At 67.5% G+C, this 21,202-nt stretch carries 22 protein-coding genes; 11 read left to right on the forward strand and 11 right to left on the reverse strand.

Annotated elements, in window-relative coordinates; all coding sequences use genetic code 11:
• Positions 1 to 20 precede the first annotated feature (20 nt).
• Positions 21 to 551 (forward strand): L,D-transpeptidase family protein, encoded by a 531-nt coding sequence (locus AmiPiv_RS22360; protein WP_340041005.1) that lies wholly within the window; start codon positions 21 to 23, stop codon positions 549 to 551.
• A 190-nt stretch (positions 552 to 741) separates the two neighbouring features.
• Here AmiPiv_RS22360 and AmiPiv_RS22365 read toward each other — a convergent pair whose 3' ends face one another.
• Positions 742 to 990: a hypothetical protein gene (locus tag AmiPiv_RS22365; protein WP_340041007.1), complete on the reverse strand. Its 249-nt coding sequence runs from the start codon at positions 988 to 990 to the stop codon at positions 742 to 744.
• A 135-nt stretch (positions 991 to 1,125) separates the two neighbouring features.
• Between AmiPiv_RS22365 and gcvA the strand changes: the two genes are divergently transcribed.
• Positions 1,126 to 2,043: a transcriptional regulator GcvA gene (gcvA, locus tag AmiPiv_RS22370; protein ID WP_340041009.1), complete on the forward strand. Its 918-nt coding sequence runs from the start codon at positions 1,126 to 1,128 to the stop codon at positions 2,041 to 2,043.
• Positions 2,044 to 2,219: 176 nt separating this feature from the next.
• Here gcvA and AmiPiv_RS22375 read toward each other — a convergent pair whose 3' ends face one another.
• The 5 genes from AmiPiv_RS22375 to tsaD form a co-directional block, all read right to left on the reverse strand.
• Positions 2,220 to 2,819 (reverse strand): class I SAM-dependent methyltransferase, encoded by a 600-nt coding sequence (locus tag AmiPiv_RS22375; protein ID WP_340041105.1) that lies wholly within the window; start codon positions 2,817 to 2,819, stop codon positions 2,220 to 2,222.
• A gap of 68 nt (positions 2,820 to 2,887) precedes the next feature.
• Entirely contained in the window at positions 2,888 to 3,322 is a 435-nt protein-coding gene (locus AmiPiv_RS22380; protein WP_340041011.1) for an EVE domain-containing protein, read from the reverse strand.
• 22 nt (positions 3,323 to 3,344) lie between these two features.
• Positions 3,345 to 3,641, reverse strand: a complete 297-nt coding sequence (locus AmiPiv_RS22385; RefSeq protein ID WP_340041013.1) for a YciI-like protein — start codon at positions 3,639 to 3,641, stop codon at positions 3,345 to 3,347.
• 40 nt (positions 3,642 to 3,681) lie between these two features.
• The gene (locus AmiPiv_RS22390) at positions 3,682 to 4,665 is read right to left on the reverse strand and encodes an NAD(P)H-dependent glycerol-3-phosphate dehydrogenase (protein ID WP_340041015.1); all 984 of its coding nucleotides are present in this window, start codon (positions 4,663 to 4,665) and stop codon (positions 3,682 to 3,684) included.
• Positions 4,662 to 5,747 (reverse strand): tRNA (adenosine(37)-N6)-threonylcarbamoyltransferase complex transferase subunit TsaD, encoded by a 1,086-nt coding sequence (gene tsaD / locus AmiPiv_RS22395; protein WP_340041107.1) that lies wholly within the window; start codon positions 5,745 to 5,747, stop codon positions 4,662 to 4,664. The genes AmiPiv_RS22390 and tsaD overlap by 4 nt, the downstream gene beginning before the upstream one ends.
• Positions 5,748 to 5,845: 98 nt before the next feature.
• Between tsaD and hemC the strand changes: the two genes are divergently transcribed.
• The 6 genes from hemC (at position 5,846) to AmiPiv_RS22425 (ending at position 11,833) form a co-directional block, all read left to right on the forward strand.
• Positions 5,846 to 6,775, forward strand: coding sequence for a hydroxymethylbilane synthase (gene hemC, locus AmiPiv_RS22400; RefSeq protein ID WP_340041017.1), 930 nt, complete (start codon positions 5,846 to 5,848; stop codon positions 6,773 to 6,775).
• Entirely contained in the window at positions 6,776 to 7,492 is a 717-nt protein-coding gene (locus AmiPiv_RS22405; protein WP_340041019.1) for a uroporphyrinogen-III synthase, read from the forward strand. It begins immediately after the preceding gene.
• Between the two features lie 113 nt (positions 7,493 to 7,605).
• Complete coding sequence (locus AmiPiv_RS22410) at positions 7,606 to 8,982, forward strand: COG4223 family protein (RefSeq protein ID WP_340041021.1); 1,377 nt, start codon at positions 7,606 to 7,608, stop codon at positions 8,980 to 8,982.
• A 16-nt stretch (positions 8,983 to 8,998) separates the two neighbouring features.
• Positions 8,999 to 10,588, forward strand: coding sequence for a heme biosynthesis protein HemY (locus tag AmiPiv_RS22415; RefSeq protein ID WP_340041023.1), 1,590 nt, complete (start codon positions 8,999 to 9,001; stop codon positions 10,586 to 10,588).
• Between the two features lie 47 nt (positions 10,589 to 10,635).
• Entirely contained in the window at positions 10,636 to 11,115 is a 480-nt protein-coding gene (locus AmiPiv_RS22420; protein WP_340041025.1) for a tellurite resistance TerB family protein, read from the forward strand.
• A gap of 7 nt (positions 11,116 to 11,122) precedes the next feature.
• Positions 11,123 to 11,833, forward strand: a complete 711-nt coding sequence (locus AmiPiv_RS22425; RefSeq protein WP_340041027.1) for a glutamine amidotransferase — start codon at positions 11,123 to 11,125, stop codon at positions 11,831 to 11,833.
• 129 nt (positions 11,834 to 11,962) lie between these two features.
• On the opposite strand, the gene AmiPiv_RS22430 is transcribed toward AmiPiv_RS22425, so the two are convergent.
• On the reverse strand, positions 11,963 to 12,400 hold the full coding sequence (locus tag AmiPiv_RS22430; RefSeq protein ID WP_340041029.1) for a hypothetical protein: 438 nt from the start codon (positions 12,398 to 12,400) through the stop codon (positions 11,963 to 11,965).
• A gap of 255 nt (positions 12,401 to 12,655) precedes the next feature.
• On the opposite strand from AmiPiv_RS22430, the gene AmiPiv_RS22435 reads away from it, so the two are divergent.
• On the forward strand, positions 12,656 to 14,641 hold the full coding sequence (locus AmiPiv_RS22435) for an acyltransferase family protein (protein ID WP_340041031.1): 1,986 nt from the start codon (positions 12,656 to 12,658) through the stop codon (positions 14,639 to 14,641).
• Between the two features lie 98 nt (positions 14,642 to 14,739).
• Here AmiPiv_RS22435 and AmiPiv_RS22440 read toward each other — a convergent pair whose 3' ends face one another.
• Positions 14,740 to 16,005: an AGE family epimerase/isomerase gene (locus AmiPiv_RS22440; RefSeq protein ID WP_340041033.1), complete on the reverse strand. Its 1,266-nt coding sequence runs from the start codon at positions 16,003 to 16,005 to the stop codon at positions 14,740 to 14,742.
• Between the two features lie 251 nt (positions 16,006 to 16,256).
• Here AmiPiv_RS22440 and AmiPiv_RS22445 point away from each other — a divergent pair, with 251 nt between their 5' ends.
• Positions 16,257 to 17,426, forward strand: a complete 1,170-nt coding sequence (locus tag AmiPiv_RS22445; RefSeq protein WP_340041035.1) for a pyridoxal phosphate-dependent aminotransferase — start codon at positions 16,257 to 16,259, stop codon at positions 17,424 to 17,426.
• 100 nt (positions 17,427 to 17,526) lie between these two features.
• A complete protein-coding gene (locus tag AmiPiv_RS22450) occupies positions 17,527 to 18,228 on the forward strand; it encodes a GntR family transcriptional regulator (RefSeq protein ID WP_340041037.1) in 702 nt (233 codons plus the stop codon).
• A gap of 15 nt (positions 18,229 to 18,243) precedes the next feature.
• Here the strand turns inward: AmiPiv_RS22450 and AmiPiv_RS22455 are convergent, their stop codons facing one another.
• From AmiPiv_RS22455 to AmiPiv_RS22465, 3 genes are all read right to left on the reverse strand, one after another.
• Positions 18,244 to 19,389: an aminotransferase class V-fold PLP-dependent enzyme gene (locus AmiPiv_RS22455; protein ID WP_340041039.1), complete on the reverse strand. Its 1,146-nt coding sequence runs from the start codon at positions 19,387 to 19,389 to the stop codon at positions 18,244 to 18,246.
• A 28-nt stretch (positions 19,390 to 19,417) separates the two neighbouring features.
• Complete coding sequence (locus tag AmiPiv_RS22460; protein ID WP_340041041.1) at positions 19,418 to 20,095, reverse strand: amino acid ABC transporter permease; 678 nt, start codon at positions 20,093 to 20,095, stop codon at positions 19,418 to 19,420.
• Positions 20,096 to 20,167: 72 nt separating this feature from the next.
• On the reverse strand, positions 20,168 to 20,962 hold the full coding sequence (locus AmiPiv_RS22465) for an ABC transporter substrate-binding protein (protein WP_445206992.1): 795 nt from the start codon (positions 20,960 to 20,962) through the stop codon (positions 20,168 to 20,170).
• Positions 20,963 to 21,202: the final 240 nt, after the last annotated feature.

Here is a 21,202-nt window from a genome sequence, read left to right on the forward strand (position 1 = left end):
AATTGGGGCGGACGATCTTTTTGCGGCAAGGCATTTCCACGATCGTCGTCCGGGCCAGGCCCGGCGACCGGACCAAGGGGCTGCTGCAGGCGGGCGGCTCGGTGTTTCCCTGCGCACTGGGACGCGGAGGGATCACGGCCAACAAGCGCGAAGGCGACGGCGGCACGCCGCTCGGCGCGATGCGGCTCCTGTCGGGCTACTTCCGCCGCGACCATTTCCGCGGCGGCGGCACGCGTCTTGCGATGAGCCCGATCGGCGACGACCTCGGCTGGTGCGAGGTGCCCGACGACCGCAACTACAACAGGCCGGTGAAGATACCTTACGGCGCCAGCCATGAACGCATGAAGCGCGACGACCGGCTCTACGACGCCTGCATCGTGCTCGACTGGAACATCAGGCCGCGCCGGCGCGGACGCGGCAGCGCGATCTTCTTCCACCTCGCCCGGCCTGGCTTCACGCCCACCCAGGGCTGCGTGGCGGTGACGGCAAAGGTCATGGCGCGGCTCCTGCCGCATTTTTCCAGCCGTACGGTCATGAAGGTGGTGCGCTGAAGCGGCGAGCATTCCGATGAATGCAGTTCCGCCCCTCCAGCTATTTTTCTTGGCCGCATCTGTGCGACGCCAGACGACTCCGTCTGGCTGCAACATGCTCAAAAAAAGCGGCCCGAAAATCCCATGGGATCGTCGGGCCGGAGGTACTGCCTTCCAACAGCAGTGGGAGATGCGGAAACTGCAGGTAAGGTCAGCGGCGGTTCGGACGGCGCGGCTGCTGCCAGCCGATATCGAGCAGCCCGAGGCGGCCAAGCTCGGCGTCGACGGCGTGGCCGACGTCACGGCAGGGGATGCCGGTGTCGCGGCGGTAATGTTCGGTCAGGCAGCCGAAGCTCTGGGCCGGCAGGCGCAGGGCAGCGCGCATCTGGCGGAGCCAGTCGAAAAGCGGCTTCAGCGGGTTTGGCTGCGCATAGGGTGCCTTGAAGACATCGGTGGACATGGTCGGCTTCCATTTCGCCCGGACATCAAATCCGGTTTGACATTGTTTCAACTGACCCCATGATGGGGCTTGGAAAGACAAAAGAGAAACGAGTAGTTCTTTCTCGATCATCAAATTTGGCTTGAAGATCACGCGATGCGGTCGATGCCTGGGACACGTGCGCTGAGGACATTGGTGGCTGCCGGCCGGCACCTCAACTTCACGCGCGCCGCCGACGAGCTGGGGCTGACGCCGGCTGCGGTGAGCCACCAGATCAAGGAAATCGAGGACCAGCTGGGTGTGGTGCTGTTTACGCGCACCAGCCGCAGCATCAGGCTGACGGAGGCGGGGGCGGCGCTGTGTGACGCCTCGGCGGACGCCATCGAAGCGCTCAACCGTGCCGTCTCCAAGGCGCGCAAGCTGACGCGCGGCACCACGCAGCTCAAGGTGACGCTCGACGCGCAATTCGCCTCGAAATGGCTGATGCGGCGCGTCGACGGTTTCCGCAAGCTGCACCCGGACATCGAGCTCAGGTTCGACATCAGCTACGAGGTGCGCGACTTCGACCTCGACGATGTCGATGTCGCCATCCGCTTCGGCATGGGAAAGTATCCGGGCCTGCGCGCCGACAGGCTGTTCGACAACATGATCATTCCGGTGTGCAGCCCCAGACTACTGGCGTCGGGGCCGCCCTTGCGGGTGCCGCGCGACCTGTTCAACCACACGCTGGTGCATATCGAGTGGTCGCAGCAGGGCGTGACCTGGCCGAACTGGCGCATGTGGATGGCGGCCGCCGGCGTCGACGACTTCGACGACAGCCGGGCCATCGTCTTCACCGCCTCCTCAGACGCGGTGCAGGCGGCGATCGACGGGAGTGCGGTGGCGCTGGCCGATTTCGCGATGGTCGCAAACGACCTCTCCGAGGGGCGGCTGGTGCGCCCCTTCGATCTGGGCATCCGCGTGTCGCGCGAATATGCCTATTTCCTGGTCTATCCGAAAAGCACCGAGGACGATCCGCGCATCGCGGCCTTCAGGGAGTGGATGCTGGAGGAGGCGGCGAAGACGGAGGTGTGAGGGGCTAGGCCGCGATCCTTCCCACCCCCCCCCTCTGCCCTGCCGGGCATCTCCCCCATAAGGGGGGAGATTAGCAGCGTCGCCCTTACTGCTCATCCTGTGAAGTAAGCATCAGTCGATGACTGTGGTGACGGCCGATCTTCGCCTTGAGGGTCGGATTAAGTAGCCTTCAGTGCTCAGACGAAGCGCCAGACGGTGGTGCGCTTGACCTCGGCATCCTCCAGCGCGCGGGTGACAGGCACCTCGTAGGTGGCGAGCTTTTCAAGTCGCTGCCTGGGCAGGTAGGAGCGGCCGGGATCGCCGACCAGCACCTCGGCGCCGCGGGCGCGCAGCGCCTCGAACCACGGCACAACGCGGTCGGCGAAGGGCTTTTCGTAGAAGACGTCGCCGGCGAGAACGACGTCCCAGCCACTGTCGCGTCCGACGAGATCGGAGCCCTCGAAGCCGATGGCGACGTCGTTGGCCCGAGCGTTGAGGCGGATGGCCGCCTCGCAGAACGGGTCGATGTCGGCGCCGGTGACCGAGGCGGCTCCCGCCTTCATGGCGGCGATGGCGACGAGGCCGGAACCCGAGGCGAAGTCGAGCACGCGCATGCCGGACACGGTCTCGGGATGGTCGAGCACGTAGCGGGCGAGACCCTGACCGCCGGCCCAGGCGAAGGCCCAGAAGGGCGGCGGCAGGCCGATCTCGGACAGTTCTTCCTCGGTGCGATGCCAGAGATCATGCGCCTCGTCGGCGAGGCGCAGGCAAATCTCCGGTACATGCGGCGGCAACATCAGCGCCGTGTTGGCGAGGATGAAGTTTTCCGCGCTCTCGGGCGTAAGACGAGTGACCGACGCTGTGGTCACGGCGCCTTGTCGAGCCCGGCCATACGGCAGACTTCCCGCCACTCGTCCGGCGTCACCGGCTGGACCGAAAGCCGCATCGAGGTGACCAGCGACATCTTTTCGAGTTTGGGGTTGGACTTGACGTCGACCAGGGTGACGGGCTTGGGGATCTCGCTGTGGTAGCGGATGTCGACGCATTCCCAGCGCGGGTCTTCCGTCGTGGTGTCGTGGTGGGCGAGCGCGCAGACCTCGGCGATGCCGACGACCTCGAGCCCCTCGTTGGAGTGGTAGAAGAAACCGAGATCGCCGATCTGCATGGCGCGCATGTTGTTGCGGGCGAGGTAGTTGCGCACGCCGTCCCACTGGGTGCCCTGCTTGCCCTTGGCCTTCAGCATCTCGAAGGAGAATTTGAACGGCTCGGACTTGAACAGCCAGTATTTCTTCTCGCTCATGTCGTCCCCCTCAAGGCGCAGGTCAGGCGCTGGCCGGATTGTTGAAGACCCAGTTCCACGGGCGGATGTCGACGCTGTCGAACAGGCCGGCTTTGGCGTAGGGGTCGGCATCGGCAATCGCCTTGGCTGCTGCTGCATCGGCCGCCTCGATGACGACAAGGCTGCCGTTCGGCTTGCCGTCGTCATCGAGGAACGGCCCGGCGAATTTAAGCGTGCCCTTGGCGTTGAGTTCGTTGAGGAACGCGACATGCTCGGGGCGCGTGTCGAGGCGGACCTGGAGGTGGCCCGGCTTGTCATTGCAGATCAGTGCGAAAAGCATGTTGTCCCTCTCTGTACTGAAATCAGTCCTGTGCGGAAATTCAATCGGCCTCGGCGCGCAGCGGCCGCGACATCAGCCCGGCGACAGCCTCGTTGATGGTGATGGCCTTGTCGAGCAGCGCGGCGACCGCCTGGACGATGGGCGCGTCGATGCCGCGCTCGCGGGTGAGACGGGCGGCGATGTAGGCGGTGGCGACGCCCTCGGCGAGCGGGCGGCCGGACAGCTCCTCGCCCTTGCCGAGCGCCACGCCATAGGCGAAGTTGCGCGACTGGGCCGAGGAGCAGGTGAGCATCAGGTCGCCGAGGCCGGACAGGCCCATCAGCGTTTCCGGACGGGCGCCGAAGGCGGCACCGATGCGCCGCAGCTCGACGAAGCCGCGGGTGACGAGCGCTGCCTGCGCCGAGGCGCCGAGACCGGCGCCGGTGACGGCACCGGCGGCGATGGCGAAAACGTTCTTCAGCGACCCGCCGATCTCGACGCCGATCAGGTCGTCGCTCGAATAGCAGCGCAGGTTGGCGGCGGAAAAGCGTGTCGCCAGCGCCGAGGCGCGGGCCTCGTCCTCGGCGGCGACGACGACGGCGGTGGGCAGGCCGCGCGAGACGTCTGTGGCGAAGCTCGGGCCGGAAAGGGCTGCGACCGGGTTCTCCGACAGGATTTCCCTGGCGATGGCCGACAGCAAAGTGCCGGTGTCGCGCTCGATGCCCTTGGCGCAGAGCACCAGCGGCACATTTGCGGCGACATGCGGTTTCACCTCGTTGAGCACGCTGCGCAGCGCCTGCGCCGGGGTGACGACCAGCACGCAGTCGGCGCCCTTGAGGGCCTTGGCGAGGTCGGTGGTGGCGGCGATGCCGGTCTCGAAGCTGATGCCGGGCAGATAGCGCGGATTCTGGCCCTTGCCGATCGCCGCGACGCTTTCGGCATCGCGGGCCCAGAGCGACACGGCATGGCCTGCGCGCAGCATGGCGAGCGCAAGTGCGGTGCCCCAGGCGCCGCCGCCGAGAACCGCGACCCTGTATGCGCTCATGCCTTGGCTCCCCGCCTGCCGGAACCGACGACCGGCGCGGACACGCTGTCCAGCGGCCAGCGCGAGCGCGGCACGAAATCGAATGCGCCGGGCTCGGCGAGGCCGGCGCGCAGCCGCTCGATCCCCGCCCAGGCGATCATCGCGGCGTTGTCGGTGCACAGCGCCATCGGCGGCGCGACGAAGCTGAAGCCGTTCCTGGCGCAGAGCCTTTCCAGCATGGCGCGAATCTGCCTGTTGGCGGCGACGCCGCCGGCGACGACGAGCGCCGGGCCTGCGACATCGGGGAATTCGGTACGGAAGCGGGCGAGGGCGCGCTTGACGCGGTCGCCGAGCGTGTCGGTGACCGCGGCCTGGAACGAGGCGCAGATGTCGGCGACGTCCTGGTCGCTGAGCGGCGCCACGGCGGTCGCTGCCTGGCGCACCGACGTCTTCAGGCCCGAGAAGGAGAAGTCGGGCTGGGCCGAGCCCTTCATCGGACGCGGGAAGACGAAGCGGCTGGCGTCGCCCGTGGCCGCCGCCTTCTCGACATTGGGGCCGCCCGGATAGGGCAGGCCGAGCATCTTGGCCGTCTTGTCGAAGGCTTCGCCGAGCGCGTCATCGATGGTGGTCGCCCAGCGCTGGTAGTCGCCGACGCCCTTGACCAGCACGATCTGGGTGTGGCCGCCGGAGACGAGCAGGAGCAGGTAGGGGAAGTCGAGCCCGTCGGTCAGTCGCGCGGTCAGCGCATGGCCTTCGAGGTGGTTGATGGCGATCAGCGGCTTGCCGGTTGCAGCGGCGATGGCCTTGGCGGTCATCAGTCCGACGATCAGGCCGCCGACGAGGCCGGGGCCTGCGGTGGCCGCGACCGCGTCGATGTCCTGAAGCTCTACGCCCGAATCCTCGAGTGCCGCCTCGACGATGCCGTCGAGCGCCTCGACATGGGCGCGGGCCGCGATCTCGGGCACGACGCCGCCAAAGGCCGCGTGTTCCTCGATCTGGCTGAGCACGCTGCTCGACAGGATCACCGGCTCCTTGCCCGGCTCGAGCGCGACGACGCTTGCCGCGGTTTCGTCGCAGCTCGTCTCGATACCCAGAACGCGGATCAATTGGTCGCTACCCTGCATGATTGCCCGGTGGTAATTTCCTAGATAGGAGGTACGGGACCGCCCCGCCAGCGCGGGGTTATCACGGACCGGGCGCCATGCAAACCAGAGCCTTGAAAATCGGAACCCGCGGCAGCCCGCTGGCGCTCGCGCAAGCGCACGAGACCCGTGCGCGGCTGATGGCGGCGCACGGCCTGCCCGAGGAAGCCTTCGAGATCGTGGCGATCTCCACCAGCGGCGACCGGATCCAGGACCGCCCTCTCTCGCTCGCCGGTGGCAAGGGGCTGTTCACCAAGGAGCTGGAAGAGGCGATCTATGCCGGCGACGTCGATTTCGCCGTGCATTCGTCCAAGGACATGCCGACGCAGCTGCCGGACGGGCTGGAGCTTTCGGCCTTCCTGCCGCGCGAGGACGTGCGCGACGCCTTCATCGGCCGCACAGCGAAGAAGATCGTGGACCTGCCGGAAGGCGCCGTCGTCGGCTCGTCGTCGCTCAGGCGCCAGGCGCTGATCCGCCGCATGCGGCCGGACCTCGAGGTGGTGATGTTCCGCGGCAACGTGCAGACCAGGCTGAGGAAGCTCGACGAGGGCGTGGCCGAAGGCACCATCCTTGCCCATGCCGGCCTGCGCCGGCTGGGGCTGACCGACATCATCACCGACCTGATGCCGGTCGATGTGTTCCCGCCGGCGCCGGGGCAGGGCGCGATCTGCATCGAAAGCCGCGTCGGGGACGCCCGCGTGCGCGACATGCTGGCTGCGATCGACCACGAGCCGACAGGCCAGGCGCTGGCCTGCGAACGCGCGTTTCTCGCGGCGCTCGACGGCTCCTGCCGCACACCCATTGCCGGATATGCCGAGATCGCTGGCGATCGCCTGACCTTCTCCGGGCTGATCTTGACGCCCGACGGCACCCAGTCGCACGAGGCCAGGGCCGAGGGCAGCGCGGCCGAAGCGGCGGCGATCGGCCGCAAGGCGGGCGAGGACGTGCGGGCGCGGGCCGGCGAAAAATTCTTCGAGGGGTGGAGCTAGATGGCGCGGCGCGTGCTGGTGACGAGGCCGGATCCCGGCGCCACCCGCACCGCGCGGCGCCTCGAAATACTCGGCTTCGAGCCGGTGCTGCTGCCGCTTTCCGAAACGCGCGCCTTGCCGGTTGCGCGCGGCCTGGTGCCGCCCGACGCCGTCGCGGTGGCCGTGACCAGCGCCAACGCGCTGCGCCATGCCCCGAGCGGGCTCGTCGAGCGCCTCAGCCACCTGCCTTGCCATGCCGTAGGCGCCCGCACGGCCGAAAGCGCCCGCAAGGCCGGCTTCGCCTCGGTCCGCGAGGGGCCGGGCGATGCCGCGGCCCTTGCCGACAGCATCGCCAGAGAAATGGGCAAGGCGACGCTCGCTTATCTCTGCGGCCGGGTGCGCATGCCCGACTTCGAGCGCCGGCTGGGCATGAACGGCACGCGGGTCGTGGCCATCGAGACCTACGACACGGTCGGACTGTCGCCGAACCCGGCGCTGGTCAGCCAGCGGCTCGGCGGGCAACCGATCGATGCGGTTCTGGTTTATTCGGCGCGGGCGGCGGCGGCGCTCGGCGCCCTGATGGAGACGCAGGCGGAGGCCGACAGCCTGCTGCGCAATGCCCGCTGCTGCTGCCTGTCGGGACGGATCGCGGCGGCCATCGGCGGCGGGCTGAACGTCGAGGTGGCGCTTGATCCGAACGAGGACGCGCTGTTCGACCTTCTCGGCGATCCAGACTGACGGCCGCGCCATATCGCGGCCTTTTTTCGAGGGTCGGTGGGTGTTACTGCTTTCCATCTGCGACCCCGCATCGGTCGCGGGACCTGTGCCAACCAAATCGCGGAGCCCCAAGCATGGTCAAGACGCCGAAGACGCGCCACTCGAAGTCGCATCGCGAGCCGATGACGATCGAACTGGAACCCGGTGCGGTTTCGCGCGTCGAGGAGGCAGCCACGACGGAGGCGACAGAGGCTGCGGAGCCTGCCGAGGCCATCGCCCTGACCCCGGGTGACGAGGCGGTCGCCATGGCCGAGGAGGCAAAACAGGCCGACGCCGGTGAAACGGCCGCCAAGCCGGGCGACGACTACGTTTCCTACGACTACAGCTTCGACAATGAGCAGCCGAAGGCTGCCGAAACGCCCAAGCCGGCGGCTTCGGAAAGCGTCGACGCCGGACCGGCGCCGAGCGCGACGGTTCAGCGCGGCGGCATGCCGACCATCGCCGCCGGCATCGCGGGCGGCCTGATCGCCCTGCTGGCCGCCGGAGGACTGCAGTTTGCCGGTATCCTCGGCGCGCCTGGCGGTTCGGGGGCGCCGGCGGGCGCGGACCAGATGCAGGCCGAGATCGAATCGCTGAAATCGCGCGTCGCCGATCTCGGGGCATCGAACGCGACCGGAGATGTCGACGGTCGTGTCGCAGGGCTGGCTTCGGCGATCGACCAGGTCAAGGCCGAGATCGAAACGCTGAAGACGGGAACCGGACAGGCCGGTTCGAGCGAGGCGCTTGCCGGCCTCGACGATCGCATCAAGGCGGTGGAGGGGCAGGTCGCGTCGCTCGGCCAGGGCGGCGGCGTGTCGGCCGATATCGCGGCGCTGAACGAGCGCGTCGCGGCGCTGGACGCCACGGTGAAGGCGGTAGGCGAGGCCACCAAGTCGGATGCGGGTGACATCGCGGCGCTGGAGCAGTCGATGTCGTCGCTCGCCTCCAAGGTGGAGGCGCAGGCCTCGCAGCCGAAGATCGCGCTGGCGATCGCGGCGTCGGCGCTCAAGGCGGCCGTCGACCGCGGCGGCGGGTTCGCCGCGGAACTGGAGACCTTTGCGGCAATCGCACCCGACTCGCCGCAACTGGCGGCCCTGCGCGGCTATGCCGAGAAGGGTGTTGCGACGCGTGCCGACATCGTGGCCGAGACTGGCACCGTAGCCGACGCGATGATCGCCGCGGCCAAGCCGGTCAACCCGGATGCGGGGATCGTCGAACGGCTGGTTTCGAGCGCCGAGCAGTTGGTGAAGGTCCGGCCGATCGGGCAGGTCGAGGGCAGCGGAGTGCCGGAAACCGTGGCGCGCATGGAAGTTGCGGTCAATCAGGGCGACTTCGCCAAGGCGATCGCCGAATACGAGACGCTGCCCGAGGCGGCCAAGGCCGCCGGCGCCGACTTCGCCGCCATGCTCAAGGCGCGGCTCGACGTCGAGAACCAGGTGGACCAGCTCGTCGCCAATGCGATGAAGGCCTGAGGCGAGGGGACACGAGATGATCCGCATCCTGTTCTATCTGGCCGTCGTTTTCCTGCTCGGGCTGGGCTTCGCCTGGCTGGCCGACCGGCCCGGCGACATGGTCGTCACCTTCGGCGGATACCAGTACCGGGTCACGCTGATGGTGGCGGCGGTGGCTGTCACCGCCATCGTGGCCGCAGTCATGCTGCTCTGGTGGCTGACCAAGGCGCTATGGACCAGCCCCTATGCGATTGCCCGCCATTTCCGCGCCCGCAGGCGCGACCGCGGCTACCAGGCGCTGTCGACCGGCATGATCGCGGCGGGCGCCGGCGACGCAGCCCTTGCCCGCAAGAAGAACAAGGAAGCGGCCAAGCTGATCCGCTCCGATCAGGAGCCGCTGATCCATCTGCTCGAGGCGCAGGCGTCGCTGCTCGAAGGCGACCACGACGCGGCGCGGCAGAAATTCGAGGCGATGCTGGACGACCCCGAAATGCGCCTGCTCGGGTTGCGCGGGCTCTATCTCGAGGCCGAAAGGCTGGGCGACCGGGCGGCAGCCCGCCACTATGCCGGGCGCGCCGCCGGGCTCGCGCCGCAGCTCGGCTGGGCCGCGGAATCGACCATGGAGGAGAAGGCCGAGCGCGGCGACTGGGACGGCGCGCTGGCGCTGGTCGATGCGCAGAAGGCGTCGCGGCTTGTGGAACGCGACGTCGCCAACAACCGCCGCTCGGTGCTTTTGACCGCCAAGGCGATGTCGCTGCTCGACAGCGACTTCAACGCGGCGCGGACCGCGGCACTGGAAGCCAACCGGCTGAGGCCGGATTTCGGCCCGGCGGCGATCGTCGCGGCCAAGGTGCTGTTCCGCCAGAACGACGTGCGCAAGGGCTCGAAGCTCCTGGAGGCGGCGTGGAAGGCCGAACCGCTGCCCGACATCGCCGAGCTCTATGTCCATGCCCGGCCGGGCGATGCGGTCCTCGACCGGCTGGCACGGGCGAAGAAGCTGCAGTCGCTGAAGCAGAACAATCCGGAATCGTCGCTGACGGTGGCGCGCGCTGCGCTCGGCGCGCAGGATTATGCGCTGGCGCGCTCGGAGGCGACGGCCGCGGCGCGGATGCAGCCCCGCGAAGGCGCCTATCTGCTTTTGGCCGACATCGAGGAAGCCGAGACGGGCAACCAGGGCAAGGTGCGGCAGTGGCTTTCCAAGGCCGTGCGGGCGCCGCGCGACCCGGCCTGGGTAGCGGATGGCGTTGTCTCCGAGCGCTGGGCGCCGTTCTCGCCGGTCACCGGGCGGCTCGACGCCTTCGAGTGGCGGGCGCCGGAAGAGCGACTCGGCCATCTCATCGAACAGGAGGATGAAACCGCCGAGCGGGTGCCGATCCCGTCCATCCGCGCCGCGCAGCCGGCGGGCGACGACATCGTCGAGATCGAACCGGAGGTGGCACCGGCCGATGCCGGCGCACGGCCGGCGAAGGCCGGGCCGGATGGCGGCACCGAGAGCTCCGAGCCGAAGCCGCGCGACGAAGCGATTCTCGACGACGGCGATGCCGAGCCGATCCGCCTGCCCGACGATCCCGGCGTCGATCCGGACGAGGATCGGGAGAACGTCCAGCGCCGCTTCAGGTTGTTTTGAGCGGCGGCCGTGCCTAAATCTAGGTTTTGCCGCAACAGGAACCGCCGATGTTCGAACGCATGATCTCATTCCTGAGGGACCTGCCCGCCGTGGGCGGTGCTCCGTCTCGCCAGGACGACCTGCGCGTTGCCGTGGCGGCACTGCTCTATCACGTCATGGACGCGGACGGGGACCGGCAGGACGTCGAGTGGGAGCGGCTGAAGCAGCTCTTGGCGCAGAGCTACGGCATTTCCGGCGCCGAACTCGACCGCCTGGTCAAGGCGGGCGAACAGGCCGACAACGAGGCGATCGACCTCTACGCCTTCACCAGCGTGCTCAAGCGCAATCTCGACGAGCAGGCGCGCAGGGACTTCATCGGCATGATGTGGGAGGTCGTCTATGCCGACGGCCAGGTGCACGAGATGGAGGACAACACCATCTGGCGCGTCGCCGAACTGATGGGCGTGGAGCGGCGCGACCGTATCGAAGAGAAGCACAAGGCGGCTGAGAACGCCCGCGCCGCCCTTGGAGCGGAGTCGGACGAATAGACGCTCGATGCGGGGGCAGGCGCGACCGAAAATTCTGGTGGTGCTGCACCAGGAACATTCCAGCGCTGGCCGCGTCGGCCATGTGCTGATCGAGAACGGCTTCGACCTCGACATATGCCGGCCGCCGCTGGGCGATACCCTGCCTGAAACACTGGATGGACATGCGGGCGCGGTGGTGTTCGGCGGGCCGATGAGCGCCAACGACCACGACGAGTTCGTGCGCCGCGAGACCGACTGGCTCGCCGTCCCGCTCAAGGAGAACCGGCCATTCCTCGGCATCTGCCTGGGCGCGCAGATGCTGGTCAACCATCTCGGCGGCAAGGTCGAGGGTCACGGCGACGGGTTGGTGGAGATCGGCTGGTACCCGATCCGGGCGACCGAGGAAGGCCGCAGGCTGATGCACTGGCCCGAAATGGTCTACCAGTTCCACCGCGAAGGTTTCTCGCTGCCAAGGGACGCGGTGCTGCTCGCCTCGTCGGAGACCTATCCGAACCAGGCGTTCCGCTATGGCGACAACGCCTGGGGCATCCAGTTCCATGCCGAGCTGACCCGAATGATGATGCAGCGCTGGGTGGTGCGCGGGGCGGAGCGCTTCGTGCTGCCCGGCGCGCAGCCTGGCCGCGACCATCTCGGCGGCCGCCTGATCTGGGACATGCATCTCAAGCGCTGGCTCGACGAATTCCTGGACAAGATCTTCGGACGCCCTGCGCACGATTGATGCACGACTCCGGCCAAGGTGGTGCGACTGGTCGAGGCGGAAAAAAGCCGGCCGGCCCGGCGCCGCAGCCACCGGACCACACCGCTCTGCGCAAATGCCTGTCTCGCGCCTGCGACGCGCGGGGTCTCGCTACCGTACGAAGACCGTGACGGCGCCATCGGCCGCGACGTTCGCGGCGAGGATGCTGGAGGTGTCGACGTTCTCGGCGTCGAGCTTTTCCTTGAGCAGCGCGTTGGCCATGATCGCGGCCTGGACGCCGGTGATGTCGGCCTGGTTGTCCTTCTCCGCCTGATCCAGCTTCTGCAGTTCGTCCTTGCTGGCGATCGCCGCAACCTTGACGATGTTCACCGACGTGACCGCAGTCAGCGACTGGATGGCGGTGGCCGTACTGCTGCTCGCCTGGATCGACGACATGACGGCGGCGAAGCCGGTGGAGCCGGTGCTGGCCGTCGTGCCCGGATCGACCTGGGCTGGCATGGTCGACGGCGCGCTCGCGTCCTCGCCGGCCGCCGGCGCGGCCAGCGCGGCACCGCCGAGCAGGATCGCGCTGGCGAGAGGATGTCTCATTGATGTTCCTCTTCGAGATTCGGCCCCTCGCGCGGAGTTAACCCGTTTGCGCGTGCATCGGTTCCCCGACAATTCGGCCGGCGGGACGAAAAGTCCGGTGCGATGTTATCCCGCCGACCAGCCGCAACGCCTTGTGTCCGCTGCGTTACAGCTGCTCCTGGCCGGGGCGACTATGTTGCATTGCAATATGGTTTGAATTGTCCGGCCTTGCCGCCTGAACAATCCTGCGCCCATGACAGACAGGCAGGCGAAGGCATGACGACACCCGCTTCGGCGTCGTTCCGTCCGGACATCGAGGGGCTGCGGGCCATCGCCGTCGCCGGCGTGGTCGCGTTCCATTTCGGCATGACGAGCCTTCCCGGCGGCTTCATCGGCGTCGACATCTTCTTCGTCATCTCGGGCTACCTGATCACCAGCCACCTGATGCAGGAGATCGGCCGTACGGGAACGGTCGACCTCTGGCGCTTCTACGGCCGCCGCGCGCGCCGGCTGCTGCCGGCGTCGCTGCTGGTGATCGCAGCCACGCTGGCGGCAGGATATTTCATCCTCGCGCCGTCGGAACAGCAGCTCTATGCCAAGGGTGCGCTGTTCGCCTCCACCTATGTCATCAACATGTGGCTGCTCAGGTGGTCGTTCGACTATTTCGCCACCGACACGGCGAACAACCCGTTCCTGCATTTCTGGTCGCTGTCGGTGGAGGAGCAGTTCTACCTGCTGTGGCCGGCGCTGCTGCTGCTCGTCGTGCGCTTCCGGCCGGGCGAGAGGGGCATGGCCGTGCTCCTGGGGCTGGCGGCCCTCGTTTCGTTCGCCGCCAGCGCCTGGATGACGAAGACGTCGCAGCCCTGGGCCTTCTACTTCTCGCCGCTGCGGGCCTGGGAGTTCGCGGTGGGCGGGCTTGTCTCGCTCCCGGTCGCACGGCGCTGGGCGGCAGGCTACCGCTTGGCACCGGCGATGGGATGGGCCGGCATCGCGCTGATCGGCGCGGCCTATCTGGGCGTCAGGGAAACCGATCCGTTTCCCGGGCTCATCGCACTGATGCCTGTGGCGGGCACCGCGATGCTGCTCCTGTCCGGCGCGCGCCAGGGCCGGTCCGCACCTGGTGCCGTGCTTGCGCTCGCGCCCTTCCAGTGGGTCGGCAAGCTGTCCTATTCGCTCTATCTGTGGCACTGGCCGGTCATCGTCTTCGCTACGATCCTGGTTCCGGACCTCTCGCTCGCGGGCAGGCTGGCTTGCCTCGCGCTGACCTTCGGCCTGTCGATGCTGAGCTACCACCTGGTCGAGAATCCGGTGCGGCTGAGCGGCTGGCTCGCGGCAAGGTCGGTGCGGTCGCTGGGGCTCGCAGCGCTGCTGACCTCGGCCGGGGCGACCTTGTCCTATGGCGCAGCACAGCTGGCAGCGCAGAGCATCGACCCGAGACAGCGCCTGATCATGGAAAGTGCGGCCCGCGGCTCCTCGGCGCGCCAACTCGACAGCGGGTGCGTGCTCGCCCGCGAAGAGACGGTGCCGCGGCGCTGCATCCTCGGGGTCTCAAACTCGGACAGGACGGTGGTGCTGTTCGGCGACTCCCACGCCGACCATTGGTCGACGCCGCTGGCCGAGATCGCCAAAAGCCGGGGCTGGCGGCTGGTCACCTACATGAAGTCGTCATGCCCGGCAGCACAGGTGCCGGCCTGGAACGAGGTGCTGGCGAGGGAATATGGCGAATGCGACGAGTGGCGGCGCCGGGCCCTCGACGAGATCGCCGCACTCCGGCCCGAACTCGTGATCGTCTCGCAATATTCCTACAGCTATGTCGAAAACCGGGTGAACGGCGAGCTCGAGCACCTCGTCGGCCGCGACGCGTGGGCCGAAGGACTGAGGGCGTCGGCCGACCAGCTGCGCAAGGAGGGGGCCGAGGTGGTGCTGATCAGGGACGTTCCGGTCCACAGATCCTATCTCGACAAATGCGTGGCGCGGTCTCTCTGGCAGGGACGGGGTGCCGAGGCCTGCGATACGCCGCGCGACCAGGCGATCGACGAGCAGGTCTTTGCGACTGAACAAGCGGCGGTCGCCGGCATGGACGGCGTGCGCTATGTCGACCTCACCGGCCAGTTCTGCGATGCTCGCAACTGTCCGGCGATGATCGGCGGCAAGCTGACGTTCCGCGACCGCCATCACATCGCCACGCCCTATGCCGCGTCGCTGGCGGCGCCGCTGCAGCGGGCGATCTTCGGCGACCGGCTGGCCCAGCGGGCGCGCTAGAGTGCTTCCGCTCTTCTTCGAATCGCGGAAACGCTCTATCTCTTTGTTTTTACGCAATTCCGTACGGAAAACCGCTGCACACTTTTCCTGGAATTGCTCTAGAGCCGGATGCCGGTTTGGACCAGCCCGCGGGTGATGCTGCCCGTGGTCGGCAACAGCGGGATCAGGCACGCCTGCAGCGCGTGATAGATGTCGGGCTTGCCGTAGAAGGGGCCGGCATTGGGCCTGAGGTCGCCGTCGAGCTGGGCATGCCAGCCGCCATTGGCGCGGTCGATGAAGCGCGTGGCCGAGAAGTTCCAGATGCGGCGGTACCACTCCTCGTAGCTTAGATCGCCGTCGATGGCATTGAGGAAGGCGGAGGCCCCGATGGCCTCGCAGCATGGCCACCAGTAGCGGTCGCGGATGCGGGCCGAGCCGTCCCATTCGAGCGTGTAGTAGAACCCACCCCTGGCCGCATCCCAGCCGTCGGCGGTCGCCTGGCCGAACAGGTTTTTTGCCGCGTCGGGCAGCCAGGCAAGCTTGCGGCCGCCGAGTTCCCAGAGCTGCAGCAGAAGCCGCGCCCATTCGAGCGAATGGCCGGGCGTGGTGCCAAAGGGCCGGAACATCGGGTCGCCGGAATAATCCCGGTCGAGCTTCCAGTCGGTGGTGAAATGCTCGGGCAGGCGCCAGCCGGCGGCAGCGGAATGGCGGCGGATGATGAGGTCGGCGATGCGTTCGGCCATGGCGAGGTAGTTGCGGTCGCCGGTCGCCTCGAACGCCGCCATCAGGGCCTCGGTAAGGTGCATGTTGGAATTCTGGCCGCGGTAGCCGTCGTAGGACTGCCAGTCCGCCGTGAACTCCTCCGCGACCGCCCCGTGGGCCTCTTCCCAGAACTTTTCCTCGAGCACCGTCGAGATGTCGGTCAAGAGCCGGTCGGCGTCGGGGTGGCCGGCGACCTTGGCGCTGGAAGCGGCAAGCAGAACGAAGGCGTGGCCGTAGGCCTGCTTGGTGGCGTTGGTCGGCCCCTCGTAGCCGACGCCCCAGAAATAGCCGCCGTTGGCCTGGTCGCGGTGACCGTTCCAGAGGAAGTCCATGCCGTGGTCGACGAGGGCCGCGGCGCCCGGGCGGCCCATCAGATGGGCGATCGAAAAGCAATGGACCATGCGCGTGGTGACGTGGATCTGGCGCCCGGCATGCTTGCCGGGGATGGCGCCGGGAGCGAAGGGGCGGCCCAGGTCGTCGAGGTCGTAGAAGCCGCCGAGCGGGTTGATGCTGTTGCGTTCGAAGAAGCCGAACAGCGCTTCGGCCTGCTGCAGCAGCCAGAGGCGGTGGCCAGCCAGCGTCGCCCACTTTGCCGAGCCTGCGGCTATTTCCAGTGAAGCCATGAACTTCGTCTCCCATTGTTCGGCACGCACATGCCGGCGTCGACCGGGAACTATTACGTTCCTGGCGCGGGGCTCAACTGGAAAACGCGTGTCGATGCGAGGCATCTATGCTCCATAGAAGATAAAATGCGCATTTGATCAAATGCGCATGACATGTTATTTGGCCCTCGTTCAGTCACGCGGAGTGGCGACGGCCGGGCTGTGCCGTCGTGACGAAGCGCCCTGCCGCCACCAATCGCTCAGGATATCCCATGCCCCGCTTCGCCAGACGCATCACGCAGACCTCCAAGAAGAGCTACGGCATGTTCGCCAAGGTGGCGGCGCTGGGGAATGACGGGCGCGACCTCATCCATCTCGAGCTCGGCCAGCCGGTGCACGACACCCCGAGCCACATCAAGGACGCGACCATCCGGGCGCTGCAGGCGGGCGAGGTGCACTACAGCGACCTGCAGGGCATGCTGCCGCTGCGCCAGGCCCTGGCGGCGAAGCTCAGGGAGCACAACGGGCTCGATGTCGGAGCCGACGAGATCCTGATCACCAACGGCCTGACGCAGGCCTCCTTCGCCGCCTTCATGGCGCTGGTCGACGACGGCGACGAGGTGATCCTGCTCGAGCCCTACTATCCGCAGCACCTCGGCAAGGTGGAGATGGCGGGCGGGCACGTCGTTTTCGCGCCTCTCGACAAGGAAGCCGGGTTCCGCATCCGCAAGGAGCTGATCGCGCCGCTGGTGACGCCGCGTACGCGCATGATCGTGCTCGTCAACCCTTCGAACCCGACGGGCAGGGTCTATTGTCGCGAGGAACTGCAGGACATCGCCGACCTCGCCATCGCGCATGACCTCGTCGTGGTTTCCGACGAGGTCTACGAGCAGATCGTCTTCGATCGCGGCGAGCATGTCAGCATTGCCTCGCTGCCCGGCATGAAGGAGCGCACCATCAGCATGTTCGCCTTCACCAAGGCTTATGCCATGGACGGCTGGCGGCTCGGCTATCTCGCCGCCGACAAGGCGATGATGCCGGCGCTGATGAAGGTGACGGCAAGCGAGGTCACCCACGTCAACACCTTCATCCAGCATGGCGCCCTGGCAGCCGTGACCGGCCCGGCTACGGTCCTCGACGAGATGGTGAAGGACGATCGCCGCAAGCGCGACCTGGTGGTGAGCCGACTCAACCAGATGCCAGGCGTGAAATGCGCCATGCCGGAAGGCACCATCTATGCCTTCCCCGACATCAGCGGCACCGGTCTCGGCGCGCAGGAGGCGGCCGACGCGATCCTCGACAAGGTCGATGTCGTGGTCGAGGCGGGCAGCTTCTACGGCCCCGCGGGCGAAGGACACATGCGCGTCTGCTTCGGCTCGCAGAGCTACGAGCGGCTGGAAGAGGCGATGGACAGGCTGGCGCGGTTCTTCAACGGCCTCTGAGCGCGCGCTCTGGCCGCGCCGGCGCCGTTGCGCTAGAGCCGTTGGCGGAAGGGAAGACGGCTTCGTCGACGGAGCCGTTCGGCGCAACAGAGGACCGGAGATGCTGGACGACCAACTGGAGCCCGTTGCCTCGCGCGTCACCATGGGCGACGGCGTCTACCTGCAGCTGCGCAACGCCCTGATCAGCGGGCGCTTCGATCCCGGGCAAGCCCTGACGATCTCGGCGCTGGCGTCGTCGTTCCGCACCAGCCACATGCCGGTGCGCGAGGCGCTGCGACGGCTGGCTGCCGAAAATGCGCTCGAGGTGGCGTCGAACGGCTCGGCCAAGGTGCCGCAGGTCTCGGTCGAGCGGCTCGACGACATCTATAGGGCGCGCACCGTGCTCGAGGGCATGGCCACGGAACTCGCCGCCGCGCATGTCGACCAGGGCGGGCTTGCCGCGCTGGAGGCGATCGTCGCCGAGCACGAGGCGACCTACGCCTCGGGCAACGTCTACGACATGCTGCTGAAGAACCGGGATTTCCACTTCGCGATCTATCGCGCCTCGGGTTCCGAGGTGCTGGTGCAGCTCATCGACACGCTGTGGCTGCGGCACGGACCCTATATGCGGATGCTGTCGTCCGACATCTCGCCGCGCCTGGGGGGCGGATTGCCGGAACCGCTGTCGCAACACCATCGCGCCATCGTCGAGGCGCTGCGCAAGCGCGACGGCGCGGCGGCGCGCGACGGCATGGTCGCCGACATAACGACCACGCAGAGCCTGCTCAGGCGGCTTTGCATGGCCGTTGAATCGTCGCGCTGAAAAGCTGCGGCGCGCTTATCGGCCGAGCAGGCCGCCAAGGCGGGCGAACAGCCGGTCGACGCCCGCGCGCGTGGTGATCATGCCAGGCGACAGGCGGAGGATTCGCCCGCGGCAATCCGCATGGACGGCGTCCGCGCGCAGCCGGTCGACGATTTCGGCGGTGTTGGCCGAGTCGGGAAGCCTGAGCATGATGCTGCCGCCGCGACGGCGCTCGTCGCGCGGGCTGGCAAGGGAAAGCCCGAGCTCGTCGGCGCGGGCGATGATCTCGGCGCCGAGGGCCCGGTTGTGCGCGAGCATCGCCGCCTGGTCCTGCGCCGCGTGCCATTCGAGGGCGGGCAGCGAGCCGGCGCAGGCCAGCACCGAGGGCGTACCGTGATCGAAGCGGCGCGCGTCGGCGGCATAGGCGAACGCGTCGAGGTCCCAGGAAAAGATGTTCTCCTGGCTGAACCAGCCGCGCAATTCCGGACGGCATTGCTTCAGCAGCGGCTCGGCGACATGGATGATGCCGGCCCCGGGCGTGCCGCACAGCCATTTGAGCGTGGTCGAGACGGTGAAGTCGACGGCTGGCGCATCGACCCTGAAGGGCAGGAGGCCCGCGCCCTGGGTGATGTCGACGCCGACGAGGCTGCCCATGCGGCGGCCGTGGGCGACGAGCAGTTCCAGGTCGCATCGATGCGAGGCCGTCGAGGTCACGAAGGTGATCAGCGCAAGTCCGACCTCCTCGGTCCAGGCCGCGATCATGTCCTCGTCGCGGACCCAGTGTTCGCCGCTGCGCAGCGGCACGGTTTCAAGCGTGAAGCCGAGGCGCGGCGCCAGGCCGGCAAGCAGGAAATGCAGGCTTGGGAAGCAATCGGCCGCGACCAGCAGCTTGCGGCCGGCGAGATGATGCGCGGGCAAAGAGCCAATCAGGCTGTAGAGCGCAGTGGTGACGTTCTCGGCCGTTGTCAGCGTGCCCCTGGGCGCGCCGATGAGGCTGCTCCAGCGATCGATAAACTGCTGCCGCCGGCCGAGCGCCTGCGTCCACTGGCTGTCGTCGAAGGTGCCCCAACTCGACGAGAACGCCGCGAGGGCCGCGGTCATGTCCTCGGCCTTGCCCGGGTACATGCCGATGGAGTGGTAGAGGAAGTAGCCGTCGCCGTTCGCCGGGTTGGGAGCATTCATTGCCTGTGATCCTTCGAACGCGGACACTCTAGCGCGCGGCCAGCTGCTGCTTGCCGCGCTCTTCCAGGTAGCTGACCAGACGGACCAGTGGCAGCAGGAAGGCGAGATAGATGATCGCCGCCCCGATGAGCGGCGTGGGATTGGCCATCAGCGCCTGAGCATCAGTGGCCTGCTTGAGCAGGTCCGGCATGGCGACGACGGAGGCGAGGGCCGTGTCCTTGAAGATCGAGGCGGCGTTGCTGGTCAGCGGCGGAACCACGACGCGCAGCGCCTGCGGCAGGATCACCTTGCGCATGGCCATCCAGAATCCGAGGCCGAGGGCCGAGGCCGCCTCGAATTGGCCCTTGGGAACGTTCTCGATGCCGGCGCGGCAGACCTCGGCGGTGAAGGCGGAGAGGACCAGCGACAAGGCGAGCGTCGCGGAGGTGAAGGACGAGAAGCGGATGCCGACGAAGGGCAACGCGTAGTAGATCAGGATGAGCAGCACCAGGATCGGCATGGCGCGCAGCACGTCGATATAGGCGATCGCCATCAGCCGAACCGGCCTGGGGCCATAGAGCCGCATGAGGCACACCAAAAGCCCGGCCACGCCGCCAAGGACGATGCTCGCAGAGCCCAGGAGCAAGGTGTTGCTGACGCCGCGCAGCAGCATCGGGAAGGACCTGACGAGGATTTCCCAGTTGAAGAACGTGTTGATCAGTTCCATGGCAAGGCCCGGTTAGGGGCGCACCGGCGGACCGGTGCGTCGTTTGAGTGGCTGTGGGACGCTGCGGCGCGGTCATTCCGCCTTGGGCAGCGGCATGTCGGTCACCGTGCTGGTGCCCTGGTCGGGATTGACGCCGAACCACTTCTTGTGGATGGCGGCCAGCGTGCCGTCCTTCTTCATCGCCGAGATCGCCTCGTTGGCTTCGCCGACGGCGGGATGGTCCTTGCGCGACATCATGGCGAAGCGTTCGCCGGTCGGGATGCGGACCAGCACCTTCAGGCCCGGCGTCTTGGTCATGGCGTACTGGAAGCCGGCGAGTTCACCCGCGCCGCCGTCGATGCGGCCGTTCTGGACGTCGAGCAGCAGGTCCTGCTGGGCGTTGTAGCTGGTGATGTCGGCGATGCCGAGCTTGTCCTTGTTTTCCTTGGCCCAGGCTTCGCCGGTGGTTCCGGCGACCACGCCGATCACCTTGCCCTTGAGATCCTCGAGCGATGCGATGGACGTGCCCTCGCGGCCGACGACGGTGCCGTCGCTGTCGTAGTAGGGCTGCGTGAAGGACTGGTTCTTCAGGCGCTCGTTGGTGACCGAGATCGAGGAGATCGCAAAGTCGATGCGGCCGGAGCTGGTGGCGGCGAACAGCGCCTGGAAGCCCATGTCCTGAAATTCGACCGGACGGTTGAGGCGTTTGGCGACCTCAGTGGCGACGTCGATCTCATAGCCCTCGAACGTGCCGGTTTCGGACTTGAATTCCCATGGCGGATTGGCGGGGTAGGCGCCGACGACGATCTTCTCCTGGGCGCCGACGGGCCCCGCGATCGCCATCGCGAGGGCCATCGCAAACCCAGCGACTGCGCTGGAAAGCTTCATTTCAAAACTCCTCCGGTTGTGCCCCATCGTTCCGTTTCGGCGGATATCGAGGCGGGTTTTCCATGGTCGCCGAGGCGCTGGAGCTTCGGTGATCATTAATATGCATTTGCAAGTAAATTTAGCCAAGCTGAGAGCGGGGCTGACATGCCGGCACCTCCCGACATGTGCCGACCTAGTCGCTTCGATCCCGTCCGGCCTTTATATCCCTCCCATTCATGATCCCGGGCTCCAAGGTTTCCC

Origin of the sequence: Aminobacter sp. Piv2-1 (assembly GCF_037625995.1) — a bacterium.
GTDB lineage: Bacteria > Pseudomonadota > Alphaproteobacteria > Rhizobiales > Rhizobiaceae > Aminobacter.

Bases quoted from the DNA above. Each gene is read 5' to 3' on its own strand.
- AmiPiv_RS22380 (WP_340041011.1), bottom strand. From the start codon at position 3,322: ATGAGCGAGAAGAAATACTGGCTGTTCAAGTCCGAGCCGTTCAAATTC.
- AmiPiv_RS22430 (WP_340041029.1), bottom strand. From the start codon at position 12,400: ATGAGACATCCTCTCGCCAGCGCGATCCTGCTCGGCGGTGCCGCGCTG.
- AmiPiv_RS22385 (WP_340041013.1), bottom strand. From the start codon at position 3,641: ATGCTTTTCGCACTGATCTGCAATGACAAGCCGGGCCACCTCCAGGTC.
- AmiPiv_RS22425 (WP_340041027.1), top strand. From the start codon at position 11,123: ATGCGGGGGCAGGCGCGACCGAAAATTCTGGTGGTGCTGCACCAGGAA.
- AmiPiv_RS22410 (WP_340041021.1), top strand. From the start codon at position 7,606: ATGGTCAAGACGCCGAAGACGCGCCACTCGAAGTCGCATCGCGAGCCG.
- AmiPiv_RS22420 (WP_340041025.1), top strand. From the start codon at position 10,636: ATGTTCGAACGCATGATCTCATTCCTGAGGGACCTGCCCGCCGTGGGC.
- AmiPiv_RS22405 (WP_340041019.1), top strand. From the start codon at position 6,776: ATGGCGCGGCGCGTGCTGGTGACGAGGCCGGATCCCGGCGCCACCCGC.
- AmiPiv_RS22450 (WP_340041037.1), top strand. From the start codon at position 17,527: ATGCTGGACGACCAACTGGAGCCCGTTGCCTCGCGCGTCACCATGGGC.
- AmiPiv_RS22365 (WP_340041007.1), bottom strand. From the start codon at position 990: ATGTCCACCGATGTCTTCAAGGCACCCTATGCGCAGCCAAACCCGCTG.
- AmiPiv_RS22460 (WP_340041041.1), bottom strand. From the start codon at position 20,095: ATGGAACTGATCAACACGTTCTTCAACTGGGAAATCCTCGTCAGGTCC.
- AmiPiv_RS22435 (WP_340041031.1), top strand. From the start codon at position 12,656: ATGACGACACCCGCTTCGGCGTCGTTCCGTCCGGACATCGAGGGGCTG.
- AmiPiv_RS22375 (WP_340041105.1), bottom strand. From the start codon at position 2,819: ATGTTGCCGCCGCATGTACCGGAGATTTGCCTGCGCCTCGCCGACGAG.
- hemC (WP_340041017.1), top strand. From the start codon at position 5,846: ATGCAAACCAGAGCCTTGAAAATCGGAACCCGCGGCAGCCCGCTGGCG.
- AmiPiv_RS22440 (WP_340041033.1), bottom strand. From the start codon at position 16,005: ATGGCTTCACTGGAAATAGCCGCAGGCTCGGCAAAGTGGGCGACGCTG.
- gcvA (WP_340041009.1), top strand. From the start codon at position 1,126: ATGCGGTCGATGCCTGGGACACGTGCGCTGAGGACATTGGTGGCTGCC.
- AmiPiv_RS22445 (WP_340041035.1), top strand. From the start codon at position 16,257: ATGCCCCGCTTCGCCAGACGCATCACGCAGACCTCCAAGAAGAGCTAC.
- AmiPiv_RS22465 (WP_445206992.1), bottom strand. From the start codon at position 20,962: ATGAAGCTTTCCAGCGCAGTCGCTGGGTTTGCGATGGCCCTCGCGATG.
- AmiPiv_RS22390 (WP_340041015.1), bottom strand. From the start codon at position 4,665: ATGAGCGCATACAGGGTCGCGGTTCTCGGCGGCGGCGCCTGGGGCACC.
- AmiPiv_RS22415 (WP_340041023.1), top strand. From the start codon at position 8,999: ATGATCCGCATCCTGTTCTATCTGGCCGTCGTTTTCCTGCTCGGGCTG.
- AmiPiv_RS22455 (WP_340041039.1), bottom strand. From the start codon at position 19,389: ATGAATGCTCCCAACCCGGCGAACGGCGACGGCTACTTCCTCTACCAC.